At 34.7% G+C, this 20,821-nt stretch carries 16 protein-coding genes, 1 tRNA gene and 1 pseudogene; 10 read left to right on the top strand and 8 right to left on the bottom strand.

Going from position 1 to position 20,821, the window contains the following annotated elements; translation table 11 throughout:
• Window positions 1-40: 40 nt before the first annotated feature.
• From OPR37_RS05535 to lpdA, 3 genes and pseudogenes are all read left to right on the top strand, one after another.
• Window positions 41-532 carry a disulfide bond formation protein B gene (locus tag OPR37_RS05535; RefSeq protein ID WP_012481943.1) on the top strand — a complete coding sequence of 164 codons (492 nt, stop codon included), beginning with the start codon at window positions 41-43 and terminating at the stop codon, window positions 530-532.
• Window positions 533-657: 125 nt separating this feature from the next.
• Window positions 658-1,398 (top strand): annotated as a pseudogene (locus OPR37_RS05540) (aminoglycoside phosphotransferase family protein).
• 639 nt (window positions 1,399-2,037) lie between these two features.
• The gene (gene lpdA / locus OPR37_RS05550) at window positions 2,038-3,423 is read left to right on the top strand and encodes a dihydrolipoyl dehydrogenase (RefSeq protein ID WP_264684870.1); all 1,386 of its coding nucleotides are present in this window, start codon (window positions 2,038-2,040) and stop codon (window positions 3,421-3,423) included.
• A 1-nt stretch (window position 3,424) separates the two neighbouring features.
• On the opposite strand, the gene OPR37_RS05555 is transcribed toward lpdA, so the two are convergent.
• Window positions 3,425-3,784, bottom strand: a complete 360-nt coding sequence (locus OPR37_RS05555) for a hypothetical protein (protein ID WP_012481944.1) — start codon at window positions 3,782-3,784, stop codon at window positions 3,425-3,427.
• A 73-nt stretch (window positions 3,785-3,857) separates the two neighbouring features.
• On the opposite strand from OPR37_RS05555, the gene OPR37_RS05560 reads away from it, so the two are divergent.
• Window positions 3,858-4,880: a UDP-N-acetylglucosamine--N-acetylmuramyl-(pentapeptide) pyrophosphoryl-undecaprenol N-acetylglucosamine transferase gene (locus tag OPR37_RS05560; protein WP_007302295.1), complete on the top strand. Its 1,023-nt coding sequence runs from the start codon at window positions 3,858-3,860 to the stop codon at window positions 4,878-4,880.
• Here OPR37_RS05560 and gshB read toward each other — a convergent pair.
• Window positions 4,865-5,791 carry a glutathione synthase gene (gshB, locus tag OPR37_RS05565; RefSeq protein ID WP_264711263.1) on the bottom strand — a complete coding sequence of 309 codons (927 nt, stop codon included), beginning with the start codon at window positions 5,789-5,791 and terminating at the stop codon, window positions 4,865-4,867. The two genes, OPR37_RS05560 and gshB, sit on opposite strands and share 16 nt — an antisense overlap.
• Window positions 5,792-5,854: 63 nt before the next feature.
• On the opposite strand from gshB, the gene bcp reads away from it, so the two are divergent.
• Together bcp and recF are read left to right on the top strand one after the other, a co-directional pair.
• Complete coding sequence (gene bcp, locus OPR37_RS05570; protein ID WP_265016845.1) at window positions 5,855-6,322, top strand: thioredoxin-dependent thiol peroxidase; 468 nt, start codon at window positions 5,855-5,857, stop codon at window positions 6,320-6,322.
• 8 nt (window positions 6,323-6,330) lie between these two features.
• Window positions 6,331-7,410 carry a DNA replication/repair protein RecF gene (recF, locus tag OPR37_RS05575; protein WP_007302298.1) on the top strand — a complete coding sequence of 360 codons (1,080 nt, stop codon included), beginning with the start codon at window positions 6,331-6,333 and terminating at the stop codon, window positions 7,408-7,410.
• Between the two features lie 15 nt (window positions 7,411-7,425).
• On the opposite strand, the gene OPR37_RS05580 is transcribed toward recF, so the two are convergent.
• The 3 genes from OPR37_RS05580 to OPR37_RS05590 form a co-directional block, all read right to left on the bottom strand.
• A complete protein-coding gene (locus tag OPR37_RS05580) occupies window positions 7,426-8,586 on the bottom strand; it encodes an aspartate kinase (protein ID WP_007302299.1) in 1,161 nt (386 codons plus the stop codon).
• Window positions 8,587-8,675: 89 nt separating this feature from the next.
• Window positions 8,676-10,394, bottom strand: a complete 1,719-nt coding sequence (locus OPR37_RS05585; protein WP_254230050.1) for a monovalent cation:proton antiporter-2 (CPA2) family protein — start codon at window positions 10,392-10,394, stop codon at window positions 8,676-8,678.
• Window positions 10,395-10,399: 5 nt separating this feature from the next.
• Entirely contained in the window at window positions 10,400-10,972 is a 573-nt protein-coding gene (locus tag OPR37_RS05590; protein WP_264684874.1) for a thioredoxin family protein, read from the bottom strand.
• Window positions 10,973-11,074: 102 nt separating this feature from the next.
• On the opposite strand from OPR37_RS05590, the gene tmk reads away from it, so the two are divergent.
• Window positions 11,075-11,692, top strand: a complete 618-nt coding sequence (gene tmk, locus OPR37_RS05595) for a dTMP kinase (RefSeq protein ID WP_264684875.1) — start codon at window positions 11,075-11,077, stop codon at window positions 11,690-11,692.
• A 131-nt stretch (window positions 11,693-11,823) separates the two neighbouring features.
• Here the strand turns inward: tmk and OPR37_RS05600 are convergent.
• A tRNA-Met gene (locus tag OPR37_RS05600) sits at window positions 11,824-11,900 on the bottom strand.
• Window positions 11,901-11,996: 96 nt separating this feature from the next.
• On the opposite strand from OPR37_RS05600, the gene OPR37_RS05605 reads away from it, so the two are divergent.
• The 3 genes from OPR37_RS05605 to OPR37_RS05615 are packed head-to-tail and all read left to right on the top strand — an operon-like array spanning window position 11,997 to window position 16,825.
• A complete protein-coding gene (locus OPR37_RS05605; RefSeq protein WP_026097260.1) occupies window positions 11,997-14,021 on the top strand; it encodes a ComEC/Rec2 family competence protein in 2,025 nt (674 codons plus the stop codon).
• A gap of 41 nt (window positions 14,022-14,062) precedes the next feature.
• Complete coding sequence (locus tag OPR37_RS05610) at window positions 14,063-15,871, top strand: bZIP transcription factor (protein ID WP_264684876.1); 1,809 nt, start codon at window positions 14,063-14,065, stop codon at window positions 15,869-15,871.
• 21 nt (window positions 15,872-15,892) lie between these two features.
• Window positions 15,893-16,825, top strand: coding sequence for an RluA family pseudouridine synthase (locus tag OPR37_RS05615; protein ID WP_264684877.1), 933 nt, complete (start codon window positions 15,893-15,895; stop codon window positions 16,823-16,825).
• 6 nt (window positions 16,826-16,831) lie between these two features.
• Here OPR37_RS05615 and OPR37_RS05620 read toward each other — a convergent pair whose 3' ends face one another.
• Both OPR37_RS05620 and carB read right to left on the bottom strand, forming a co-directional pair.
• Entirely contained in the window at window positions 16,832-17,179 is a 348-nt protein-coding gene (locus OPR37_RS05620) for a diacylglycerol kinase (protein WP_007302306.1), read from the bottom strand.
• Window positions 17,180-17,450: 271 nt separating this feature from the next.
• A complete protein-coding gene (carB, locus tag OPR37_RS05625) occupies window positions 17,451-20,726 on the bottom strand; it encodes a carbamoyl-phosphate synthase large subunit (protein ID WP_264684878.1) in 3,276 nt (1,091 codons plus the stop codon).
• Window positions 20,727-20,821 lie beyond the last annotated feature (95 nt).

Raw genomic sequence — 20,821 nt, forward strand, 5'->3', positions numbered from 1 at the left:
AAAAGTTGACTTTTTCGGTTGTTGTGGTAATTCGTTAATTATGTCAGATATAAATAACAGTTCTACAATCTTTTTGCTGTCAAGTGCCGCTGCTCTGATTTTTGCATATGTGCTAGAGTATTTCTTCAATATGCTACCATGCAAGTTATGCATATACGAGCGAGTAGTTTACTATGTTACAGGGCTACTTGCAGTTGCGTACATGTTCAAAGACAACAAAATCCTAATCTATGCGATGTTTTGCAGCTATCTCATTGGTGCAATAATATCTTTTTATCATGTAGGTCTTGAACTCCACTTATTTCATGATGTTTTAGGCTGTACAGAGCAAGCAAGTGGTAACGTTAGCATAGAAGAGTTGAGAAATAATCTATTAAACCCCAATTACTCTCCGTCTTGTGACAGGCCTCATTATATTTTTGGTGTTTCATTAGCAACATGGAATCTTATTTATCTTATAGTAGCCCTGTTTGTATCAGGTAGGATATATTGTAAAGAAAGAAATTTAAGGCACAATTGGTGCAAAAAGTAGCAAGAGTAGATGCTGCATTTGTACACCGCTTAGTTGTCACCCAGTTTCCGCAATTTAAAGATCTGTCTATCTGCCAAATCGTGCCCGGTGGATGGGACAATAGAACATTTCGTCTGGGTGATCACATGCTTGTGCGTATGCCAAGCGCTGCAAAGTATGCAATGCAGGTGGAAAAGGAACAAAAGTGGTTACCCAGGTTGGCACCTTTACTGCCACTTTCAATTCCAAAGCCTTTGGCAATGGGAGAGTCGTGTGAGGGTTACCCATGGCAATGGTCTATTTACCAATGGATTGATGGCAACACCGCTGCATCTGTGCACATAGCAGATCTGAATAACTTTGCAACCAGCCTTGCTCAATTTCTCGCTGCTTTACAACGCATAGATACTACAGATGGGCCTCTTCCCGGACCACATAATTTCTATCGTGGAGGGGTACTAACAACCTATAATGCTGAGACAAAGCAAGCAATTGCCGTTCTAAAAGATAGAATAGATGCCAATGCTGCAATCGAGCTCTGGTAAGCAGCGCTAGCAAGCGCTTGGAAAGGTTTGCCAGTGTGGGTCCATGGTGACGTTAGCGCTGGCAACCTATTGGTGCAAGAAGGAAAATTGAGTGCCGTCATTGATTTTGGAGGATTGGGGATCGGCGATCCCGCTTGCGATCTAATGATTGCTTGGACGCTGCTTAGAGGAGAAAGCCGAAAAATCTTCCGTGCAATGCTTCCGTTGGATGCTAGCACTTGGACTCGTGGCCGTGCCTGGGCTTTATGGAAGGCTCTTGCTGATATTACCACAAACACGAACGCTGTCGAAGCTTGGCACACTATTAATGAAGTGTTTAGAGATTATAAACGCAATTCATAAAGTATATTTGTATGAACATTGTGATTTGAGAGCAATCTCCACTAGAAAGGATGTAATCTCAGTATTGAAATCCAGTTTTTTTATCAAAAAATTTTTTGTATAAGGAAGGTGTCATACTAGTCACAGCTGTACGAACATTGTGATTTGGGCTAAAAAGATGCGAGTAGCCCCTTCGGTGTCATCTTATGTTTTTGTCATCCCAGTGCCCAGATACTGGGATCCAGAACAGGTAATAAGAAGTGCTGGAATGACATCCTGAAATTTTAGCTACAAATATTAAGAAATTTACCAAATAGAAAAAAGGCAAAAGAATCCCCCAGTAGTGAGTTTTGACCCTATAATAATGTAAATTGGCGTTGTAATAATGTGCTAACGCTTATTTAAAGCGCGTTTTGGCTGAATGTAGAAAAAATAAAAAAAGACATGCAGCCGCTATAATTTTTTGTAATTTGCCAATAAATATCTGAGTTTTTTACTGAATTTTGTTGTTAAATCTGCAGAGATTAAAAACAAGGATAAATACTCTTATTGATATGATAAGGAACGTGGGAAGGTTTGTCAAGTCGCTTCTATACACCTGAGCATTGATCATACGGGTTCCATCTGTTATATATAGTCTTTTACACACGAAAAAAACTGATGAATGAGTATGATATTACAGTTATAGGCAGCGGTCCTGGTGGTTATATAGCAGCAATTAGGGCGGCGCAGCTTGGGTTTAAAACTGCAATTGTTGAAAAGGAGGAAAATTTGGGTGGTATATGCTTAAATTGGGGATGTATACCAACAAAATCGCTACTTAGAGCGTCTGAAGTTTATAGATTAATAAGAAGATCAGAAGAATTTGGCATAAAAGTAAAGGATACAAGTTTTGATATACAATCAATAGTGAAATATTCAAGGAACGTTGTTGATAAGCTATCAAGTGGTGTTGAGTATTTGATGAAAAAAAATAACATCAAAGTCCATCAAGGCTTCGGTAAACTTGCAGGTAATCGTACTATAAAAATTCTTAATGACAAAAAGGAGGAGGAAATTTCTTCCAAGCATATCATTTTAGCAACAGGTGTAAGGGCAAGAAATCTTCCTGGAATCGAAGTAGATGGAGATTTAATATGGAATGCGCAGCACGCTATGACTCCAAAGAAGTTACCAAAATCTCTACTAATCATAGGTTCTGGTGCGATAGGAATAGAGTTTGCAAGTTTTTATAGTACTTTGGGAGTTGATGTAACAATTATAGAAGTAAAAGACACTATTTTGCCGCTGGAAGATAAAGATATTTCAAATTTAGCACAAGAAATATTCACAAAACAAAGGATAAAAATATATACAAACAGTAGCGTAAAAGCTTTGACTAAAAATAAAGACTTTGCTCAAGTGTTACTAAGTAGTGGTGAGAGCAAAGAATTTGACAGGGTGATTGTTGCAGTTGGCGTTCAAGCAAACACTGAAAATATAGGTTTAGAAAATACAAAAATTAAGTTGAGTTCTTCTGGTTTCATTGAAACGAATGAGTGGTATGAAACAAGTGAATCAAGTGTGTATGCAATAGGTGATGTAGCTGGTCCCCCATGTTTAGCGCATAAAGCAAGTCATGAAGCTGTAATCTGTGTTGAGAAAATTGCCGGTAAAAATGCTCATAAGTTAAAAAAAGAGTGCATACCAAATTGCACTTACTCTCATCCGCAAGTAGCAAGCGTTGGCCTTACTGAGGAACAGGCAATAAAAAGTGGATACGATATAAAAGTAGGAAAATTTCACTCCAACTTTAATGGTAAATCTATTGCACTAAGTGAAACTGAAGGTTTAGTGAAAACAATTATAGACAAAAAAACAGGCGAACTTCTGGGTAGCCACATGATAGGTGCGGAAGTAACAGAGTTAATTAGCAATTTTGCTCTTGCAAAGCAACTAGAAGGAACAGACTTCGACATAAAATCTACGATTTTTCCTCATCCAACCATTTCAGAGATGATACATGAGTCAGTACTTGCTGCAGATGGTGAATCGCTGAATAGTTGAACTAACGTTCTATCGTTTTGGAGCTACAAGTATCCTGATTAGGCGATTCAATTCTAATAGATTGATTACCAATATCAGATTTTTCTAACTTTTCTTTTAACCCTTCAGCTGCTTCTTTCACTTCAAGCTTTTTTTCCCGATTAAGATCCTCTGGGCTTTTTCTTTTACTATCTAAACCTTGTTGTCTATCAATATTTTTATTGAGTTGTTCTTGTTGAGGTAGATCAACAACCGAATTGAAGAGAGCTTTTATTATGTTTTTTAATAAACCTCCGCTTCTGCTTTGCTCTTGAGGCTTATTTTTTACGTTAGATTCTTTTTTACTGTCACTACTTTTAGGCATTTTTAACTCAACTATCATAAAGCTTGATAAAATTTTACATGCAAAGTATTAAAAAATAATTAACAATCTATTATCAAATTACTACTTACAGATGACTATTATTCTAGCAACAGGCGGTACAGGTGGGCATGTTTTTCCAGCTATAACCTTAGCAAAAGCACTAAAGGTACAAGGGCACAATTGTATATTATTCACTGATCAAAAAACCATCAATATAGAAAGTTATATTTTACCATTGTGCAAGCCAAGTGGCAACAAATTGAAGTTTCTCTTTTTGTTAATGTATAGTTGTGTATTAGCACTGTATCAAACGAGAAAATTAAAACCAAAGCTAATCATTGGTTTTGGTAGCTACGCTTCTTTTCCAACTCTTCTTGCAGCAAAGATTCTTTCTATACCTATAGTTTTACATGAACAAAACACAGTTTTAGGGAGAGTAAATAGATTCTTTTTCAAGAGTGCAAAATTAATTGCAACTAGCTTTCCAGAGACTAAGTATGCAGAAGGTAGTAAATGCGTTTTTACAGGAAATTTTGTCGATATAGAAGCACAAGGCTATTCTAGAGCTGAAACAGTTTTAAACGTGTTAATAATAGCAGGCAGTCAGGGTGCAAATTTTTTTGATGATGTAGTGAGCAGCGTAATTTGTGATCTACCTGTTGAAGTAAAAGAGAGGATTAGAGTAACGCAGCAATGTACGAAGAAAAATATAAACAAGGTCAAGAGTCTATACAAAAGTGAAGGAATTGATTGTGAGTTAAGTGAGTTTTTCGATGATATGGAAAATAAACTGGCCAATGCTCATTTGGTAATTAGCAGAGCGGGGGCAACTTCAATAGCAGAGATTACTCTTGCTGAGCGTCCTGCTGTATATATTCCTTATCCTCACTCAAAAGATAACCATCAATTTTATAATGCAAAACATATTGAAGATTCGGGAGCAGCTGTAATGGTTGAGCAAAATAGTAACGCGAAAAAGAATCTAGGAGAGTTGCTAGTTGATTTATTGCAAAATTGTCAAAAATTGCGTGATATGGCTAATAATACTAAGAAAACAAGAATAAGGAATGGAGTTACTGAATTTATTAAGGCAATAGCTCAAGAACTTAGTTGACGAATTGCTTTTTCTTCAAATGCATCCCATAGTTCTTTTTCTAGTGATTTACTATACAACTTATTGATATAAACTACTCCCGTAGGCGAAGTTGTGTTAATTTCAAGAAGGAAGTCATCTATAATATCAATACCAACAAATATTAGCCCTCTTTTCTTTAGCTCAGGACCGATTTTATTACATATTTCAGTGTCTCTATCATTCATTTCAATAGATTCAAAACTTGCTCCAAGCCTCATATTTGTTCTGATTTCTCCGCTAGACTTTGGAACTCGCTTCATTACTCCTATTGGCTTTCCATCCAGTAGCAGTATTCTTTTATCTGTATTTATCTTTTTACAAAATGCTTGTGCAATTACAGGACATTCATATTTTGCAATCATGAGATCGACTACCACTTGAATGCTATTTTGGTCTTGTATTCTTATTACGTCATTTCCTCCATAGCTATATAGTGGTTTCAAGATGATATCTTGATAGTCGTGACAAAAATTTCTAATCATCGATATATTTTCAGTGATCAAAGTTGGAGGAATTAGCTCTAGAAATAGTGAAGTAATTAATTTTTCAGGACAGTTTCTTATTTCTGTTGGATTATTTATTACTAACGCAGTAGTCTTTTCTAAGATATAGGTTGTTGTAATGTACCGCATATCAAAAGGTGGGTCCTGCCTGATAAGTATGATATCCATTTCATTCAAATCTATAGTTACATCTTCTTTATAAGTAAAACCAAAATCATCAACGCTGACTTTCTGAGCAAGAGCAATTGACTGATTTAACTTGAGTGCTAGATTATTAGGAACATAGACAAAAATTTCGTGCTTTCTCCTCTGCGCTTCTTTTATTAATGCAAATGTAGTATCAGTTTCAAAATTTATATTTTCATCCATTTGAAAAGCTACTTTCATTTATCCTCCCTTCCTATTACAATATACTATAGTACCATAAAAGTGTTAATAATGGAGCAAAGTATGGAATTAACAGTAGGAAATAATGCACCTGATTTTAGTTTGCCAACAGATTCTGGCGAAATTTTATCGCTGAGTGAATTTTTTGATAAAAAAAATGTAGTCCTTTATTTTTATCCTAAAGACGATACTCCGGGCTGTACAATGGAGGCAAAAGGCTTTAGAGACAAAATAGAAAATTTCTCTTCTCTTGACACAGTGATAATTGGTGTATCAAAAGATAGCGTTAAGTGCCACGCTAACTTCAAAGAAAAATATTCTTTGCCATTTTCTTTAGTTTCTGATGAAAATGCTGAAATGTTGGAAAAATATGGTGTTTGGGTAGAAAAAAGCATGTTTGGCAAAAAGTATATGGGAATAGAGCGCACTACTTTTTTAATCGATAAAAAAGGTAAAGTAGTGAAGATCTGGAAAAACGTAAAAGTTAGTGGACATGTTGATGAGGTTCTAGAAGAAGTAAGGAGAATATAAATTAAAGAATGACTACCCATTGCTATATAAAAAAACTGAAATTATATAACTTTCGTAGTCATTCAAACTTTGAACTGGATTTAGATGATAGACCAGTTGTAGTAACTGGCAAAAATGGTATTGGAAAAACTAATATACTTGAAGCAATCTCATTGCTTGCTAAAAGCAACGGAATGAAAAAAGCAAAAATCAATGAGATGCAAAATAGGCGCAGTAATGAAAGTTGGGTAGTGTATTATGATTTTTTCAATGGAGCAGAGCTTAACTCAATTGGTATAGGAAAGAATCTTAATAAGAAATTAATACAAATTGATGGGAAAACGCAGTCAAGCTACTCATCTTTGTATAGAATATCTAATGTAATATGGCTAATTCCACAAATGGACTATATTCTTCTTAATTCTCCAAGTGACAGGTTAAAATTTTTAGACCGTATAGTTTCACTATTTGAAGAAAATTACACCTATTGCTACATGAAATATAGAAAAGCTAAGCATGAGCGAAGTAAATTGCTTAGAGAGAATATTTTGGACGAAAGTTGGCTCTCTAGTCTTGAAAACGTCATGGCTACCAATGCAATTGATATTTTACGTATGCGATCATCTGTTTTAAAGATATTACAAGACACAATTGATAACCATTCTTGTGAGTTTTTTCCAAAGGCAAGTTTGAAATTTAGCAGTCAGCTAACTTTGAACGATACTGCAGAATATTTTCAGAATCGTCTAAAGGAAAACAGAGAAAAAGACTCATTAACTGGTAGAGTAACCTTTTCTGTACATAATGATAATTTTTGGGTTTTTTGCCAAAAAGGGGACATGCCAATAAATCTTTGTTCTACTGGAGAGCAAAAGCTATTACTGCTTTCTATCATCTTATCTAGTGTAAAAGCAAGGTGTATTCATTACAATAAAGCACCTCTTCTTCTGCTTGACGATATAATGTCGCATCTGGATAAAGATTACAGAAAGGTGTTAATGGAGGAGGTGTTAAGCATTCAATGTCAAACTTGGATAACCGATGTAAATCAAGATAATTTCAATAACTATCTTTGCTCTTTCAAGTTTTTTGAATTATCAAGTAAATAAATTTCAAGCGTGCTGTCATACATCAAGCTCATATTCGGTATGTAAATCTCTAATTAAAGCCTCAGCGTGTTTTTTTTGAACAACTATACTGATCTTGATTTCGGACATTGTGACAGCAAGTATTTCTATCTTTTTTTCGCTTAAAACCTTGAGTGTGCGATACATCACTTCAGTGTTAGACATAACACCAATACCAATTATTGAAATTTTAGCTATATTATTGTTTACGACATAATTTTCATTTTTGTTCAATAACTTTGTCATTAAATCAACATCAAATTTAGAAATCAAAAAGCTTGACCCATGTATCATGTCAACTTTAACGTTTGCTCCTGCTATATCTCTTAAAGTATCCAGAGTATTTGCAAAGTTAGTAAAAGTTACAAGAGCTTCGTGAGTGCTATAAGTTATTCCAGTAATTAAGTATCTTTCCAGTACATCTTTTTCGTGTAGTACTGTAGTGCCTTCTACTTCCTCAAAAGTGGATAACACTTGCACCTTAATATTATGCTTCATTGCAAGTTGTACTGAACGATTATGCAATATTTTAGCACCAGATGACGACATCTCCAATATTTCATTGTAAGAGATAGATTTAAGCTTGCGTGCCCTTGGAACAATTTTTGGGTCTGCTGTATATATTCCGTCAATATCAGTAAAAATTTCACAAGTCCTAATACCAAAGACTACAGCAAAGGCAATTGCTGAGATATCAGATCCTCCTCTACCAAAAGTAGTGATTCTATCATCGTGTATACCCTGAAAACCAGCAATGATTGCAGCAGTATAACCCTCAGCAAAAGATCTTTTTACATGGTCAATTTTTATCTTTTTTATTTTAGACTCAGAATAAAAATTATCCGTTACAATTGGTAACTGCCAGGCGAGCCATGATTTAGCATTAACTCCAACAGACAGAAGAGTGATAGCTAATAACCCGCAAGAGATTTGTTCTCCTGCTGAAAGCAGGACATCATACTCTGATAACTCTTGTCTACAATTTAAATTTGAAATTTGCCTGGCTTGAAAAGCCATTTGGTCAGTGAATCCTGCAGCAGCAGATACAACAGCAATTACATTATAACCTTTTTCAATATCGTTTTTTATTAGATTTGCAACTCGATTTAAGTCAGTTAGCGAAGTACCACCAAATTTTTTTATTATTATTTTGTTCATAGTTACAATAAGGTCAATTTCACCTTTCTAGAGAGTATAGTTGCTTAATTAAATGTGTTTTTCTGATCACTAATTAAAGTGATAGAGGATTATTCATCTTTATCACTACCAAGGTCTTTTAACATACTGTAGTTGCCTTTTCTGAATTTACCTTTTAAAGATGTAACTCCGCTTTCGCTAATACCACTTAAACTTAATGCTGCTCCACCTAGCTGCAATCCAATTTCAGACGTTTCGGGAATAACTTTACTAGCCCCTAGATCTTTATAAACCTCCACATTATTCAAATCTGGTAAACGTATTATAATATTTACATGCGGGAAGTTTGTTGCAACTAGAGAAACTATTTTCTTTATAGTGACTTCGTTCTTTATTGAAACCACAAGAGCTTGAGCTCTTTCTATTCCTACTGATTTTAAAATTTCATATCTTGTAGCATCTCCAAGATATATAGGGAAACTGTCATTTTTTCCTTCTTTCACTATTTTTGATTGAATATCTACAACAACATAACTTAAATGCTCTGCAGTAAGCATTTTCGTTACCATATATCCCACTCTACCAAACCCGGCAACTATTACGTGGTTATAAAGATCTTGTGTGTCTGTTTCGATTGCTTCATCGTCTAGTATTATTTTTTCAGTGCTAAATGAATTTGCTATCCAGTCTCCTATTCCCGATAAAAGAGGAGTAAAAGCCATAGTTACTGTAGTTACCATCATAAGCACTTGAGCGATTTCACTTGATAGTACATCTAATTCATCTGCTAAACGGAATAAAATAAATGCAAATTCACCGCCTTGTGCAAGCAGTAATCCAGCTTGTATTGCAGGTGCACTTCTAAATCCAAAAAATCTACACAATGTATATATAATGGACGTCTTTAAAACGATAAGGATAATTGATAATAAAGTAACGAGTGGTAACTTATTGAGTAAAAGGTCAATATCAATAGACATGCCAACAGTCATAAAGAATAAACCAAGAAATAAGTCTTTAAATGGCAATACTGCATGCTCTACCGAATTCCTGTGTTCTGTTTCTGCAACTAGTAACCCAGCAACAAATGCGCCTAATGCCATTGATAAATGAAATTGTTCAGTAATAAATGCTGATCCTAATATTATCAGAAGTGTTGTTGATATAAAGATCTCATTACTCTCCATTTTGGCAATAACCGAAAACAATGGCCTCAGTAATAACCTACCAGTTACAAATATCAACACCAATGCAATAGCTGCTTGCACTAATGAGCCTGCCAACGAGCTTATTAAGCTGTGTTCAGAATTGCCAGTAAGCAGAGGCACTAGTACTATTAGAGGTACCACTGCAAAGTCCTGCATTAGTAGCACTGCTATTGACAATCTACCAACTTGGCTTGCTTGAGAACCCTTTTCTTGCAGAACCTGCAACACTATTGCTGTTGAGGATAGTGCAAGTCCACCACCGATAACTGCTGCCATGTTTGTATTTACTCCAAAGGCAAGAGCAATGCACCATATTGCTATCATGGTAACTATAACTTGAAGGGAACCAAACCCAAACACATGCCTACGCATAGCGATAAGGCGTTCAAATGTCAATTCAAGACCTATAATGAACAATAGGAAAACTACGCCAAACTCTGCAAAGTTATCCATTACTTCAACTGAATTTATCAGATTAAACCCATGAGAACCAATCAACGCACCTGCAACAAAGTAACCAAGTACTGGGCTAATATTCATTTTCCAAAACGCTATGACTATAAACACAGCAGCAGAGAGTAAAATTATAATATCAAACAAATGCTGAGAGCCGCTGTGCATAATATTCAACCTGTAGAATTAGACCATTTTATTGAACAACCAATGCTTGATTTTTGGTCAACTGGAGGATTGCTAGTTTCTGCAATAAATTTCATGGCTTGAAATAAATCACTACTTCCTACTTCGTAATTTTGAACTTTCTCTTTTTTTGTGTTGTTAAAACGCCCGCGATAGCAGAGGGCTAGTTTGGAATTAAAGCCAAAAAAATCAGGGGTACAAACAGCACCATACTCTTTAGCTACTTCTTGGTTATTGTCAATCAAATATGGAAATGTAAACTTATTTTCCTTGGCAAAATTAATCATGTTTTCAAAGGAGTCTTCTGGGTACTCATTTACATCATTTGGCATGATTGCAACGGTGTTTACCTGATAATCTTTTTTTAACAAATTAACATCGTTTACTAGATTGCTAATAATTGATTGAACGTAAGGACAGTGATTGCATATAAACATTACAATGAGACCATTTTCCCCATAGCAGTCACTTAATGTATAATATTTGTTATCCACTCCCAGGAGATTGAAATTCTTTGCAGTAAAGTCTAAATTTATCTTAGGAGTGTCTAGCGTAACCATAGCTCATAGAGAATTGTACACCATAATTTATGATCTTATTGCTTAAATGTCAAATGGTTTCTATGTAAACTGTTTGCATTTAGCATTGTAATTATAAAATTTATGTTCATAACCTTTGAAGGAATAGATGGTTCTGGTAAAACAACACAGTCTGAGTTACTTGCAAATTATTTCAAGCAAATTCACGGTGAAAATAATGTCGTATTGACTAGAGAACCAGGTGGTACTGATTTTGCAGAAAAAATAAGAGGATTACTACTTAAGGATAATATTGATCCTATTTCTGAACTCTTGCTGCTTATCTCGATGAGGCACGAACATATGAAAAAATTAATATTGCCAGCTCTTTTAGAAGGGAAAATAGTGATTTGTGATCGGTTTATTGACTCAACTATTGCGTATCAAGGGTATGGACTAGGTGTTGACTTGAGTCTAATAAGAGACTTACACAAATTAGTGGAAATTAAATATCCAGATATCACATTTATTTTAGATATTGATGTTCAAGTTGGACTCAGCAGAGCAAAGGATAAAAATAAGTATGAAGAAATGAGCATTGATTTCTATCATAAAATTCGAAAAGGATTTCAAGAAATAGCTATAAAAGAATCTAATAGATGTAATGTTATTACTGGAATTGCAGATAAAGACAACAATAAAGTGTATAGTGAAATTATTGATGTAATAAGAAAAAAGAAAAAAGGCATGCAGCCGCTATAATTTTGTCAATAAATACCCTGAGTTTTTTACTGAATGTTACGATTGAGCCTACAGGTCAAAAACAAGCTTTGAGTTAGAAATAACATTGCTATTATAATAAAAGAAATCGCAATATTTGTACAATTGAAAGATGGTTGCGGGAGTAGGATTTGAACCTACGACCTTCAGGTTATGAGCCTGACGAGCTACCGAGCTGCTCCATCCCGCGTCGTTGCTTATTTATTATTATATGCGTAATAATAATAAATAAAAGAATAAAATCACACTATTACATATATTTATATATCTATTAACCTTTCTTAACATGATAGTAAATTATATACATAACAATCTGTGCAATGAAAAATATAACTTGATATTGTGGTTCCCTATTTTTCAGTGTGCAGGAATTTTAACCTATTTCTCATTAAATTTTGAACCAAGCTGTGCTTTCACTATATCTATTTTTCTCTTGCTTTCACCTATACTAATTCTGATTGCAATATTATACAGGAAATACGCAATATTATGCATTTCTTTAATTGCAGTGCTCATAGGATTTACAGCCAGCAAATTCAGAACAGATTCAGTTAATACTCATATTCTTGATAAGGAAAGGTATGTGAAAGATATTGTTGCTACAGTGAAGGATATTAACGATAGGGGCTCATATAAACAATTTTTGCTTTATGAAATAAAAAACACGAAGTTCAAGCTGGATAACATCAGAATATCAGTTAAAACAAAAGCGGAAGAAGGCATTAAAATAGGGGATCAAGTAAAATTATCAGCAAAACTCTTTCCTCCAAAAATTGCGCCTTCGGAATATGCATATGATTTTGCAAGAATAGCATATTATCAGAAAATAAGTGCAACAGGCTTTGCAACAAGCAAAATAGTCCTGTACAAAAAGGCTGAAGCAAGAAAATTTCAAGAGTATATAGAATCTTTCCGTCAATATATCTATGAAAACCTACAGCAAAATACCAAAAAGCCACACGCGGACATAATCTCTGCATTATTAATTGGCAAAAAAGACGGGATAGATCAAAAAACTATGAATGCGATACGAGATTCAGGTATAGCACATTTATTCGCTATATCTGGTTTACATTTATCGTTTGTTGCTGGTCTATTTTTTATAGTATTCCGTAATTTATTTGCAATATCTGAAACTTTGACTCTTAAATATAACACTAAAAAAATATCTGCATTCTTTACTATCTTGCCAACTACCTTTTATTTGTTGATTACCGGTATGCAAATTTCTGCTCAGCGTGCCTACATCATGGTGATCTTGGTACTTGTTGCAATAATCATAGAAAGGAAATATCGAGGATTAATAGCAATTGCGTTTGCTGCTTCGGTGATACTCATAGTGGAGCCAGAAGCAATCTTAAAGCCAGGTTTTCAAATGTCATTTTCTGCTGTTTTGGCACTAGTTGCCAGCTATCAGATCAATGCTAATAAGTTATTCAAAATAAAAATAATAAAATATTTTGTGTCGATAATGATCAGCTCAGTCATAGCAAGTTTAGCAACTGTTCCGTACACAATATACAATTTTAACTATTTTTCAATCAGTGGCATTATCACAAATTTGATTGCTATACCAATAGTTACACTCATTATTATTCCACTTGGAATAATTTATGTTTTATTGATTCCTTTAGGTATTGAATGGATTATAGCGCCATTTATAGAGCGCCCAATTGACAGTATCTTGTGTATAACAAATGCAATCGCTAGTCTTCAGTATTTGGTTATTCCCACTCGCACTTTTCCTGGCTCATCAATTATTATAATAACACTTGGGTTATTGTGGCTATGCTTGTGGGAAAGGAATTGGCGTTTTTTTGGAATTTTCTTTATTGTGCTGGGTATTTTCTCTAGCGCTATGTATAGAACCCCTGACATCCTGGTCAGTATTGATAATCTTGCTGTAAAAGAAGATGACAGTTTACTATATTCTCTTACCAGGAAAAATAGGAACTTTGTTGTCAAAACATGGGCTAAACAAAACGGGCAGAATCAAATTTTGAATCACACTAAATTCAGTAATTCAAACAAAAGGCTAAAATGTAATGATTATGACTGTACATATAATAAAGGAAATAATAAGTCAGTGTTGCTAGCTCATAAAAGAGAAGATATTTTAGAAAATTGTAACAATGTCGATCTAGTAATTCAGTTAAGCAAGTTTAACTATCCAGCTTGCAATACTAAAATCATCAAATACTCTGACTTAGAGGCATATGGCACACACTCTGTTTGGCTAGCAAATAGTGGCATAAAGGTTAGCAAAGTCCGTTCTAATCGTCCTTGGCATAAGCCAAAAAACTTGTTTTAAAAGTGTTATTAGTATATAATTAATTAGGTGCTAGGAAGTTTATGCCTTTAGATATAATAAATCCTTTAAGTGTTAAAGTAGATCATAATTTTGCCAAAATAGATGATGCTATTGGTTTTTTCCCTAGATTATGGCATGCAGCAAAGAAATATTCCGTAAGTAACACTCTACCTATAGCAGCTGTAAATACTTGGCTTCAATTTTCTTTGGCTTATGTAGCTGCAATAATAATAACTAGTAATAATTTAAGCTTTATTACAGATATTTTTAACCCAACATTCATGCCAATTTACACTTTGGTTTCTATTATTCTTTTAACAACTTTTGCAGCCTCTTCTGCTATGAGATATATGCATAAGCAGAAGATAAAAGAAGGAAAAAAGCCGATAGAGGAATTAATAAATGATAAAATTAGAGGTGGCAAAGACAACGAGATAAGTGAACTTGCTGAAAATGCTCTAAAAATAGAGATAAAACCAAATTTAAGTTTTACAAGTCACAAAAAAGCAAGCTTTTCAATAATTTTGCCAATCTCTGAAAATCAAAAAAAAATATTAGATGATCAAAGACAAGAGAATAAGAATAAGGCAATTTTTCTTACCATACCATATGTAATTAGTGCTGTAATTATAGTTGGTGCGTTAATACAAAATAGACTGAGCTTTGCCAATATTCAGGATTTGGAATGGGCCATAGTTGCACTGGCTAGTATCATTGCTATTGTTGGGATATGTATAACATTCAGCAAGCTAAAAAACAATGAGATAAACAATAATCATAATATTGTTAAAAAGTTTAACAATTTGGATATTCTCTTTCCATTCAGAAGAGGTGGGGTTGTATCGGTAATAGAAAAAAAGACAAAAGATGAGGAAGAAAATGATTCTATATCTCAATTGATAAAATTACTTGATAAGCACTTGACTGATTTTACAGATAAAATTGTTGCTTCATTTGATAAGCAGCTAGATGAAGTTAAAGATCTACTTGATAATAGCCTTCTAAAGCCTGCAAATGATGAAATTCAAGAAACACTTGTTCATCTACAAGGAATTAGAGGAGACATCAAAAAAGATTTAGATAAGTTGCACAAGGAAATCTCGCCCATTTTAAGTGAAGCTAAAGGGCTGGTAAAAAGAGCAAGTTCACTAAACATTGAAAGTATTTTTTCTAGTTTAGATAATGCTATTAAAATCGCTGAAGATAAGGTTGAGCGATTTGAACCAAGCAGATTTGTTGGCTTTTTTAAATCTGGGGAAAGCACAGTTAGTGATGATCCTTTGTTTATAGATATGTTGGAAAAGCAAAAAAAAGAGGCGGAAAAGATAAAGAAGGAATTAGAAGAAGAACTAAAAAAAGTAAAAGATGAACTAGAGGAATTAAAGAATAAACAGACTCAATCAAATGAACCTAATAGCAGTGAAGGCAGTATTACTGCTACTCCTTTTGACAAACAACGGGATGAAGAGAAAAAAGCAAAAGAAAAAAATAGACTATTAAAATCAAAAAAAAGGATGAAAGAGCTGGAGCAAGAAAATGCAAAATTGGAAAAAGAATTATCTGAACAAGAAAAAATGGATGAATGGAGAAAAAAAGTTAACGGTAAAGCAAGTGACTTTCTATATTATTTATTAGAGTCTATTAAGCTAGAAGAAAAAGATAAAAAAGAGGAAAAGAGGGAGTTAACGCTACGGGATTTTGATAATAAAATAATAATTTACTGGAAAGATGGCTCTCAAATAATTTGCCATATTAAAAAACAAGACGGCCTTCAAATTCAACCTAGTACAAAAGTTGATTTTGTGAATCCAGATGTTCATGCAGCATTCAAAGTAGCTTGCGCAGGGTAGTGACCATAGATATAACCTTAAATGTTAATAGTGACGAAAAAAAAATTAAGGCTAGATACTTACATAGCTAAAAAGTGCAACATATCACGCAGTAAAGCGCAAAGATTGATACAAGATGAGCGGGTAACATTATTTGGCACGCCGATAATTAATAATGACCACATAGTAAAACCAGGTGAAGAGTATATAGTACATCTCGTTCAACCTGACATATCCACATCAATTGAACCTAACTATAATATAAAGCTTGATATCATCTACGAAGATGGGGACATTATAGTTCTGAGTAAACAAAGTAGATTAACAGTACACCCAGGTGCTGGAACAAACAATGATACACTCCTGAATGCAGTGATCGCTCACCTTGGCAAAATTCCATATACAAATACAAGACCAGGAATTGTTCACAGGCTTGATAAAGATACTAGTGGACTCATGGTAATTGCAAAAAATGAACAATCCCACAGCTTCTTGTCTGAACTGCTATCAAATCGTAAAATAAAAAGGGAATACTTAGCAGTAATTTGGGGAGCATTACCTAATCTGCAAGGAACAGTAAAAACCCATATTGCTCCAAAACGCAGTAATAAAGAAATGATGTGTGTCACAAAAACAGCAGGTAAATTAGCAATCACTCATTATTCAGTGAAGAAAATTATAGGGCAAGCAAGCCTGGTTAAATGTACTTTAGAGACAGGCAGAACACACCAAATTCGAGTACACATGAGCCACATAGGACATTCTGTAGTTGGTGATCAAGTTTACGGAAAAAATAGTAGTAAAAGTGAAAAACATGCTAAAAACTCTGACTTTATCCGTAATTTCAATAGACAGGCACTACATGCTCACACGCTAGGCTTATATCATCCAAAAAGTAAAGAATATATAGAATTTGTTTCTGATTTACCACAAGACATGCAAGTCTTAATCGGTGAATTTGAAAATATATCTTAACAACATTCATATCAATATTATCATCCATGTTATCAAGAAATTAATTAATGAGAGAAAAACTGCTGCACTACCTAGATCTTTCACTTTTTTTGAAAGTATATGTTGTTCACTGGAAATACGCTCAATTGTTGTTTCAAAAGCAGTGTTAATAATTTCTACAATTAACACCAAAAATAGGCTACTTACCATTACTGCACGTTCTAAATTACTTACATCTAAAACAAACAAAGTTGAAACACATATTATAAAAAGCAGTAACTCCTGTCTAAACGCAACTTCTGATACAAAAGCTGATTTTATTCCTTCACAGGAGTATTGAATTGCTTTTATTAGACGAGTAATGCTTTTCTTCATTATCAATTTTGGAAACTCAATGAACTACACTTATTGCACTCAGGTAAAAAATGCATGAAAACACCTTTCAGTCGTGATCACTTACAAAGATTTTTAAGTTAAAGTCTAGCATATTGTTTGAATCAAGAAAATTAGTACAAAGCCTTTCAACAAACGCTCAAGGCAGTTATATATTGATACTGACACAAAAATCCTTTAATTAAATTTCTCTCGCCTTAGCTTACACGATCCTCATTTTGAAATAAGTAATAATTTATTATAGTCTTGATATTTAAACATTTTGTATCTGCTGTAATGATTTCACTTCCAATTTGCTATTCTTTACATATTGAATTGCAAGCGCTAACGCTTTACTCCCAGAAGCTGTGGTGCTATAAGCTATATTTTGCAAAATAGCAGTTCTCCTGATATCTTTGCTATCTGAAACTGATTTCACACCTTTTGAGGTATTGATTACTAGATTTATTTTTCCATCTTTGAGCATATCAACTATGTGGGGTCTGCCTTCTCTCACTTTATTTACAGCTTTTGCAGCAATGCCGTTATTGTTCAGATACGAAGCTGTGCCTTTGGTGGCATATATTTCAAAACTCAGTTCTTTCAACATTCGTGCAACAGTCAATATATACTCTTTATCATCATCTTTTACTGAAATCAGAGCTGTTCCTTCTGTTGGTAACTTGTATCCTGCAGCCATGTGCACTTTTGCAAGTGCAGCTTCGAAAGATGAGTCAATTCCCATCACTTCTCCTGTTGATTTCATTTCAGGACCAAGTAAAGTATCAACTCCTGCAAAGCGGGTAAATGGAAAAACAGCAGCTTTAACTGCAAAATGATTGAAAGGCTTGTTTTCCTGATTCAAAATTTTACCCAAAATAACCTGAGTGGCAAGCTTTGCAATAGGAATATTGATTACCTTGGAAATAAAAGGAACGGTTCGACTAGCTCGTAAATTTACTTCAAGTATGCATACATCACTCTCTTGAACAGCAAACTGAATGTTTATCAGACCTTTCGCTTCTAGTGCAAGAGCTATTCTTTCAGTTTGGAGCTCGATCTCTTTTATTACTTCGTCACTCAATGTGTTTGTCGGTATTGAGCATGTTGAATCGCCAGAGTGGATACCAGCTTCTTCAATATGCTCCATGACCGCTGCAATGAAAACTTTTTCCCCATCACACACAGCATCAACGTCAACCTCAACTGCATTGACTAAAAATTTATCAAGAAGAAGCGATCCGTGTTCAAAAATTTTGGTTTGATTCAAGACATACTCTTTAAAGCTCTGAGTATCATGTCTAATCGACATAGACTGACCGCCGAGGACATATGATGGCCTAACTACTAGTGGAAACCCCACCTTTTCTGCGTTGGTTAACGCTTCTTCTACTGAATGGCAGATAGAACTTTCAGGTTGTTTTAAATTAAGTTGCAAAGCAAGGTTTTTAAACCTCATGCGATCTTCTGCAAGGTCAATAGAATCAAACGAAGTTCCCAGAATTTTGAAACCTCTCTCGTTAAGCACTTTGGCTAACTTTAAAGGTGTTTGACCACCTATTTGAACTATTACACCAACCAGTGTGCCATTTTCTTGCTCTTTGCTTAGTATTTCAAGCACATCCTCTGCAATCAGTGGGGCGAAATATAAACGATCAGCGGTATCATAATCAGTTGAAACGGTTTCTGGATTACAGTTAATCATTATTGTTTCATACCCCATTTCTTTGGCGGCAGAAGCTGCATGTACGCATGCATAATCAAACTCAATACCTTGACCAATGCGATTTGGACCACTTCCTAAAATGACAACCTTTTCTCGGTCAGAAACATCTGCTTCGCACTCCATTCCCTCTGTCATCCGAGTAGCTGACACTGGGATCCATTCTTCCTTATCTCTAGTCACACGCTGGATTGTGTTACTCTCATAACAGCCATACATATAAGCAGTGCTCGATTCAAATTCAGCTGCACAGGTGTCTACACGCTTATAAACTGGATTAACATCAAATTTTTTCCTTATTGCTTCAATTTGTTCTACTTTCTTATTGCTTAATTTTGCCAATCTTGCATCTGAAAACCCCATTTTTTTCAGCTCTAACATTTCATATGCAGTTCCAGGAAGGCCGTTTTCCTTGATTTTTTGTTCAGCCAAGATGATTTGCTGTATATTTTGCAGAAACCATAAGTCATATCCTGTAATCGAATTTATTTCTTCTATGCTAATTCCGTGACGCATTGCGTCAGCAGCAATCAGTAATCTGTTTGGCAGCAATTTTGCTAATTGAGATTTAACATCTGTGTCTTCAGAAAACACTTCATCAAGTCCCGTGAGCCCTGTTTCAAGTGAGCGAAAAGCTTTCTGTAGTGACTCATTAAAAGTGCGGCCTATAGACATTACTTCTCCCACTGATTTCATGGAGGTTGATAGTTCACAATTCGTCCCCTTAAATTTCTCAAACTCAAATCGAGGAATTTTAGTGACGATATAATCAATCACTGGTTCGAATGCAGCAGGTATAACTGGAGCACAGTCGTTACATATTTCATCGAGCGAATAGCCAATAGCAAGTTTAGTTACAACTTTTGCAATAGGATAGCCTGTTGCTTTCGAAGCAAGTGCAGAGGAGCGAGAAACCCTTGGATTCATTTCAATTACAACGAGGCTTCCATCTTCTTTAGGATTCACTGCAAACTGAACATTTGCACCACCGGCGCTAACATCAATTTCTCTCAACACTGCTATAGATGCATTTCTCATTTGTTGATATTCAGCATCACGCAGAGTCAAAGCAGGAGCAACTGTGATACTATCTCCGGTGTGCACTCCCATTGGATCAATATTTTCTATTGAACACACTATTATACAGTTATCCTTGCAGTCACGGATAACTTCCATTTCATATTCCTTCCAGCCCATAATTGATTCATCTATCTGAACTTCATTTATTGGTGAAATTTTTAGAGCACTTTCTGCAATATTGAAAAACTCCTCTTTATTGTATGCTATGCCGCTACCTGCGCCACCAAGAGTGAATGATGAACGGATGATTGCTGGTAATCCAATGTAATCCAAAGCCTTTTTTATTTGTTCTTGATTTTTTATAATGATACTTTTGGGGTATTTTAGACCTATTTTATCCATGGATTGGCGAAATAATTCTCTATCTTCCGCTTTTTTTATTGCTTCTCTATTTACTCCTATTAATTCTACGTTGTATTTGTCTAACACTCCATCATCTGCAAGTTTTATTGCGCAATTGAGTGCTGTTTGCCCGCCCATTGTTGGCAATATTGCATCTGGCATCTCCTTAATTATAATTTTCTCTATGATTTCAGGTAGCACCGGCTCAATATAAGTTGCATCAGAGAATTCAGGATCTGTCATTATAGTTGCGGGGTTGGAGTTAACTAAAATGACTTTATAACCTTCACTTTTTAATACTTTACAGCTTTGCGTTCCAGAATAATCAAACTCGCATGCCTGACCTATAACTATTGGGCCTGCTCCTATTACTAATATAGATTCTATATCTGTGCGTTTTGGCATAATTACAATAATAGTCTCGACTCAAATAATGTTACCAATCTTTCCTGTGTATGTGAATTTTTATTAAACCTAACTACCTTTAGGCTTAACAGTAT

This window comes from Wolbachia endosymbiont (group B) of Lycaena phlaeas (assembly GCF_947251875.1).
GTDB lineage: Bacteria > Pseudomonadota > Alphaproteobacteria > Rickettsiales > Anaplasmataceae > Wolbachia.

Coding starts and splice junctions, on each gene's coding strand:
- OPR37_RS05585 (WP_254230050.1), bottom strand. CDS start 10,394: ATGCACAGCGGCTCTCAGCATTTGTTTGATATTATAATTTTACTCTCT.
- bcp (WP_265016845.1), top strand. CDS start 5,855: ATGGAATTAACAGTAGGAAATAATGCACCTGATTTTAGTTTGCCAACA.
- OPR37_RS05590 (WP_264684874.1), bottom strand. CDS start 10,972: ATGGTTACGCTAGACACTCCTAAGATAAATTTAGACTTTACTGCAAAG.
- OPR37_RS05560 (WP_007302295.1), top strand. CDS start 3,858: ATGACTATTATTCTAGCAACAGGCGGTACAGGTGGGCATGTTTTTCCA.
- carB (WP_264684878.1), bottom strand. CDS start 20,726: ATGCCAAAACGCACAGATATAGAATCTATATTAGTAATAGGAGCAGGC.
- OPR37_RS05610 (WP_264684876.1), top strand. CDS start 14,063: ATGCCTTTAGATATAATAAATCCTTTAAGTGTTAAAGTAGATCATAAT.
- OPR37_RS05615 (WP_264684877.1), top strand. CDS start 15,893: ATGTTAATAGTGACGAAAAAAAAATTAAGGCTAGATACTTACATAGCT.
- OPR37_RS05555 (WP_012481944.1), bottom strand. CDS start 3,784: ATGATAGTTGAGTTAAAAATGCCTAAAAGTAGTGACAGTAAAAAAGAA.
- OPR37_RS05535 (WP_012481943.1), top strand. CDS start 41: ATGTCAGATATAAATAACAGTTCTACAATCTTTTTGCTGTCAAGTGCC.
- OPR37_RS05620 (WP_007302306.1), bottom strand. CDS start 17,179: ATGAAGAAAAGCATTACTCGTCTAATAAAAGCAATTCAATACTCCTGT.
- lpdA (WP_264684870.1), top strand. CDS start 2,038: ATGAATGAGTATGATATTACAGTTATAGGCAGCGGTCCTGGTGGTTAT.
- tmk (WP_264684875.1), top strand. CDS start 11,075: ATGTTCATAACCTTTGAAGGAATAGATGGTTCTGGTAAAACAACACAG.
- gshB (WP_264711263.1), bottom strand. CDS start 5,791: ATGAAAGTAGCTTTTCAAATGGATGAAAATATAAATTTTGAAACTGAT.
- OPR37_RS05580 (WP_007302299.1), bottom strand. CDS start 8,586: ATGAACAAAATAATAATAAAAAAATTTGGTGGTACTTCGCTAACTGAC.
- OPR37_RS05605 (WP_026097260.1), top strand. CDS start 11,997: ATGATAGTAAATTATATACATAACAATCTGTGCAATGAAAAATATAAC.
- recF (WP_007302298.1), top strand. CDS start 6,331: ATGACTACCCATTGCTATATAAAAAAACTGAAATTATATAACTTTCGT.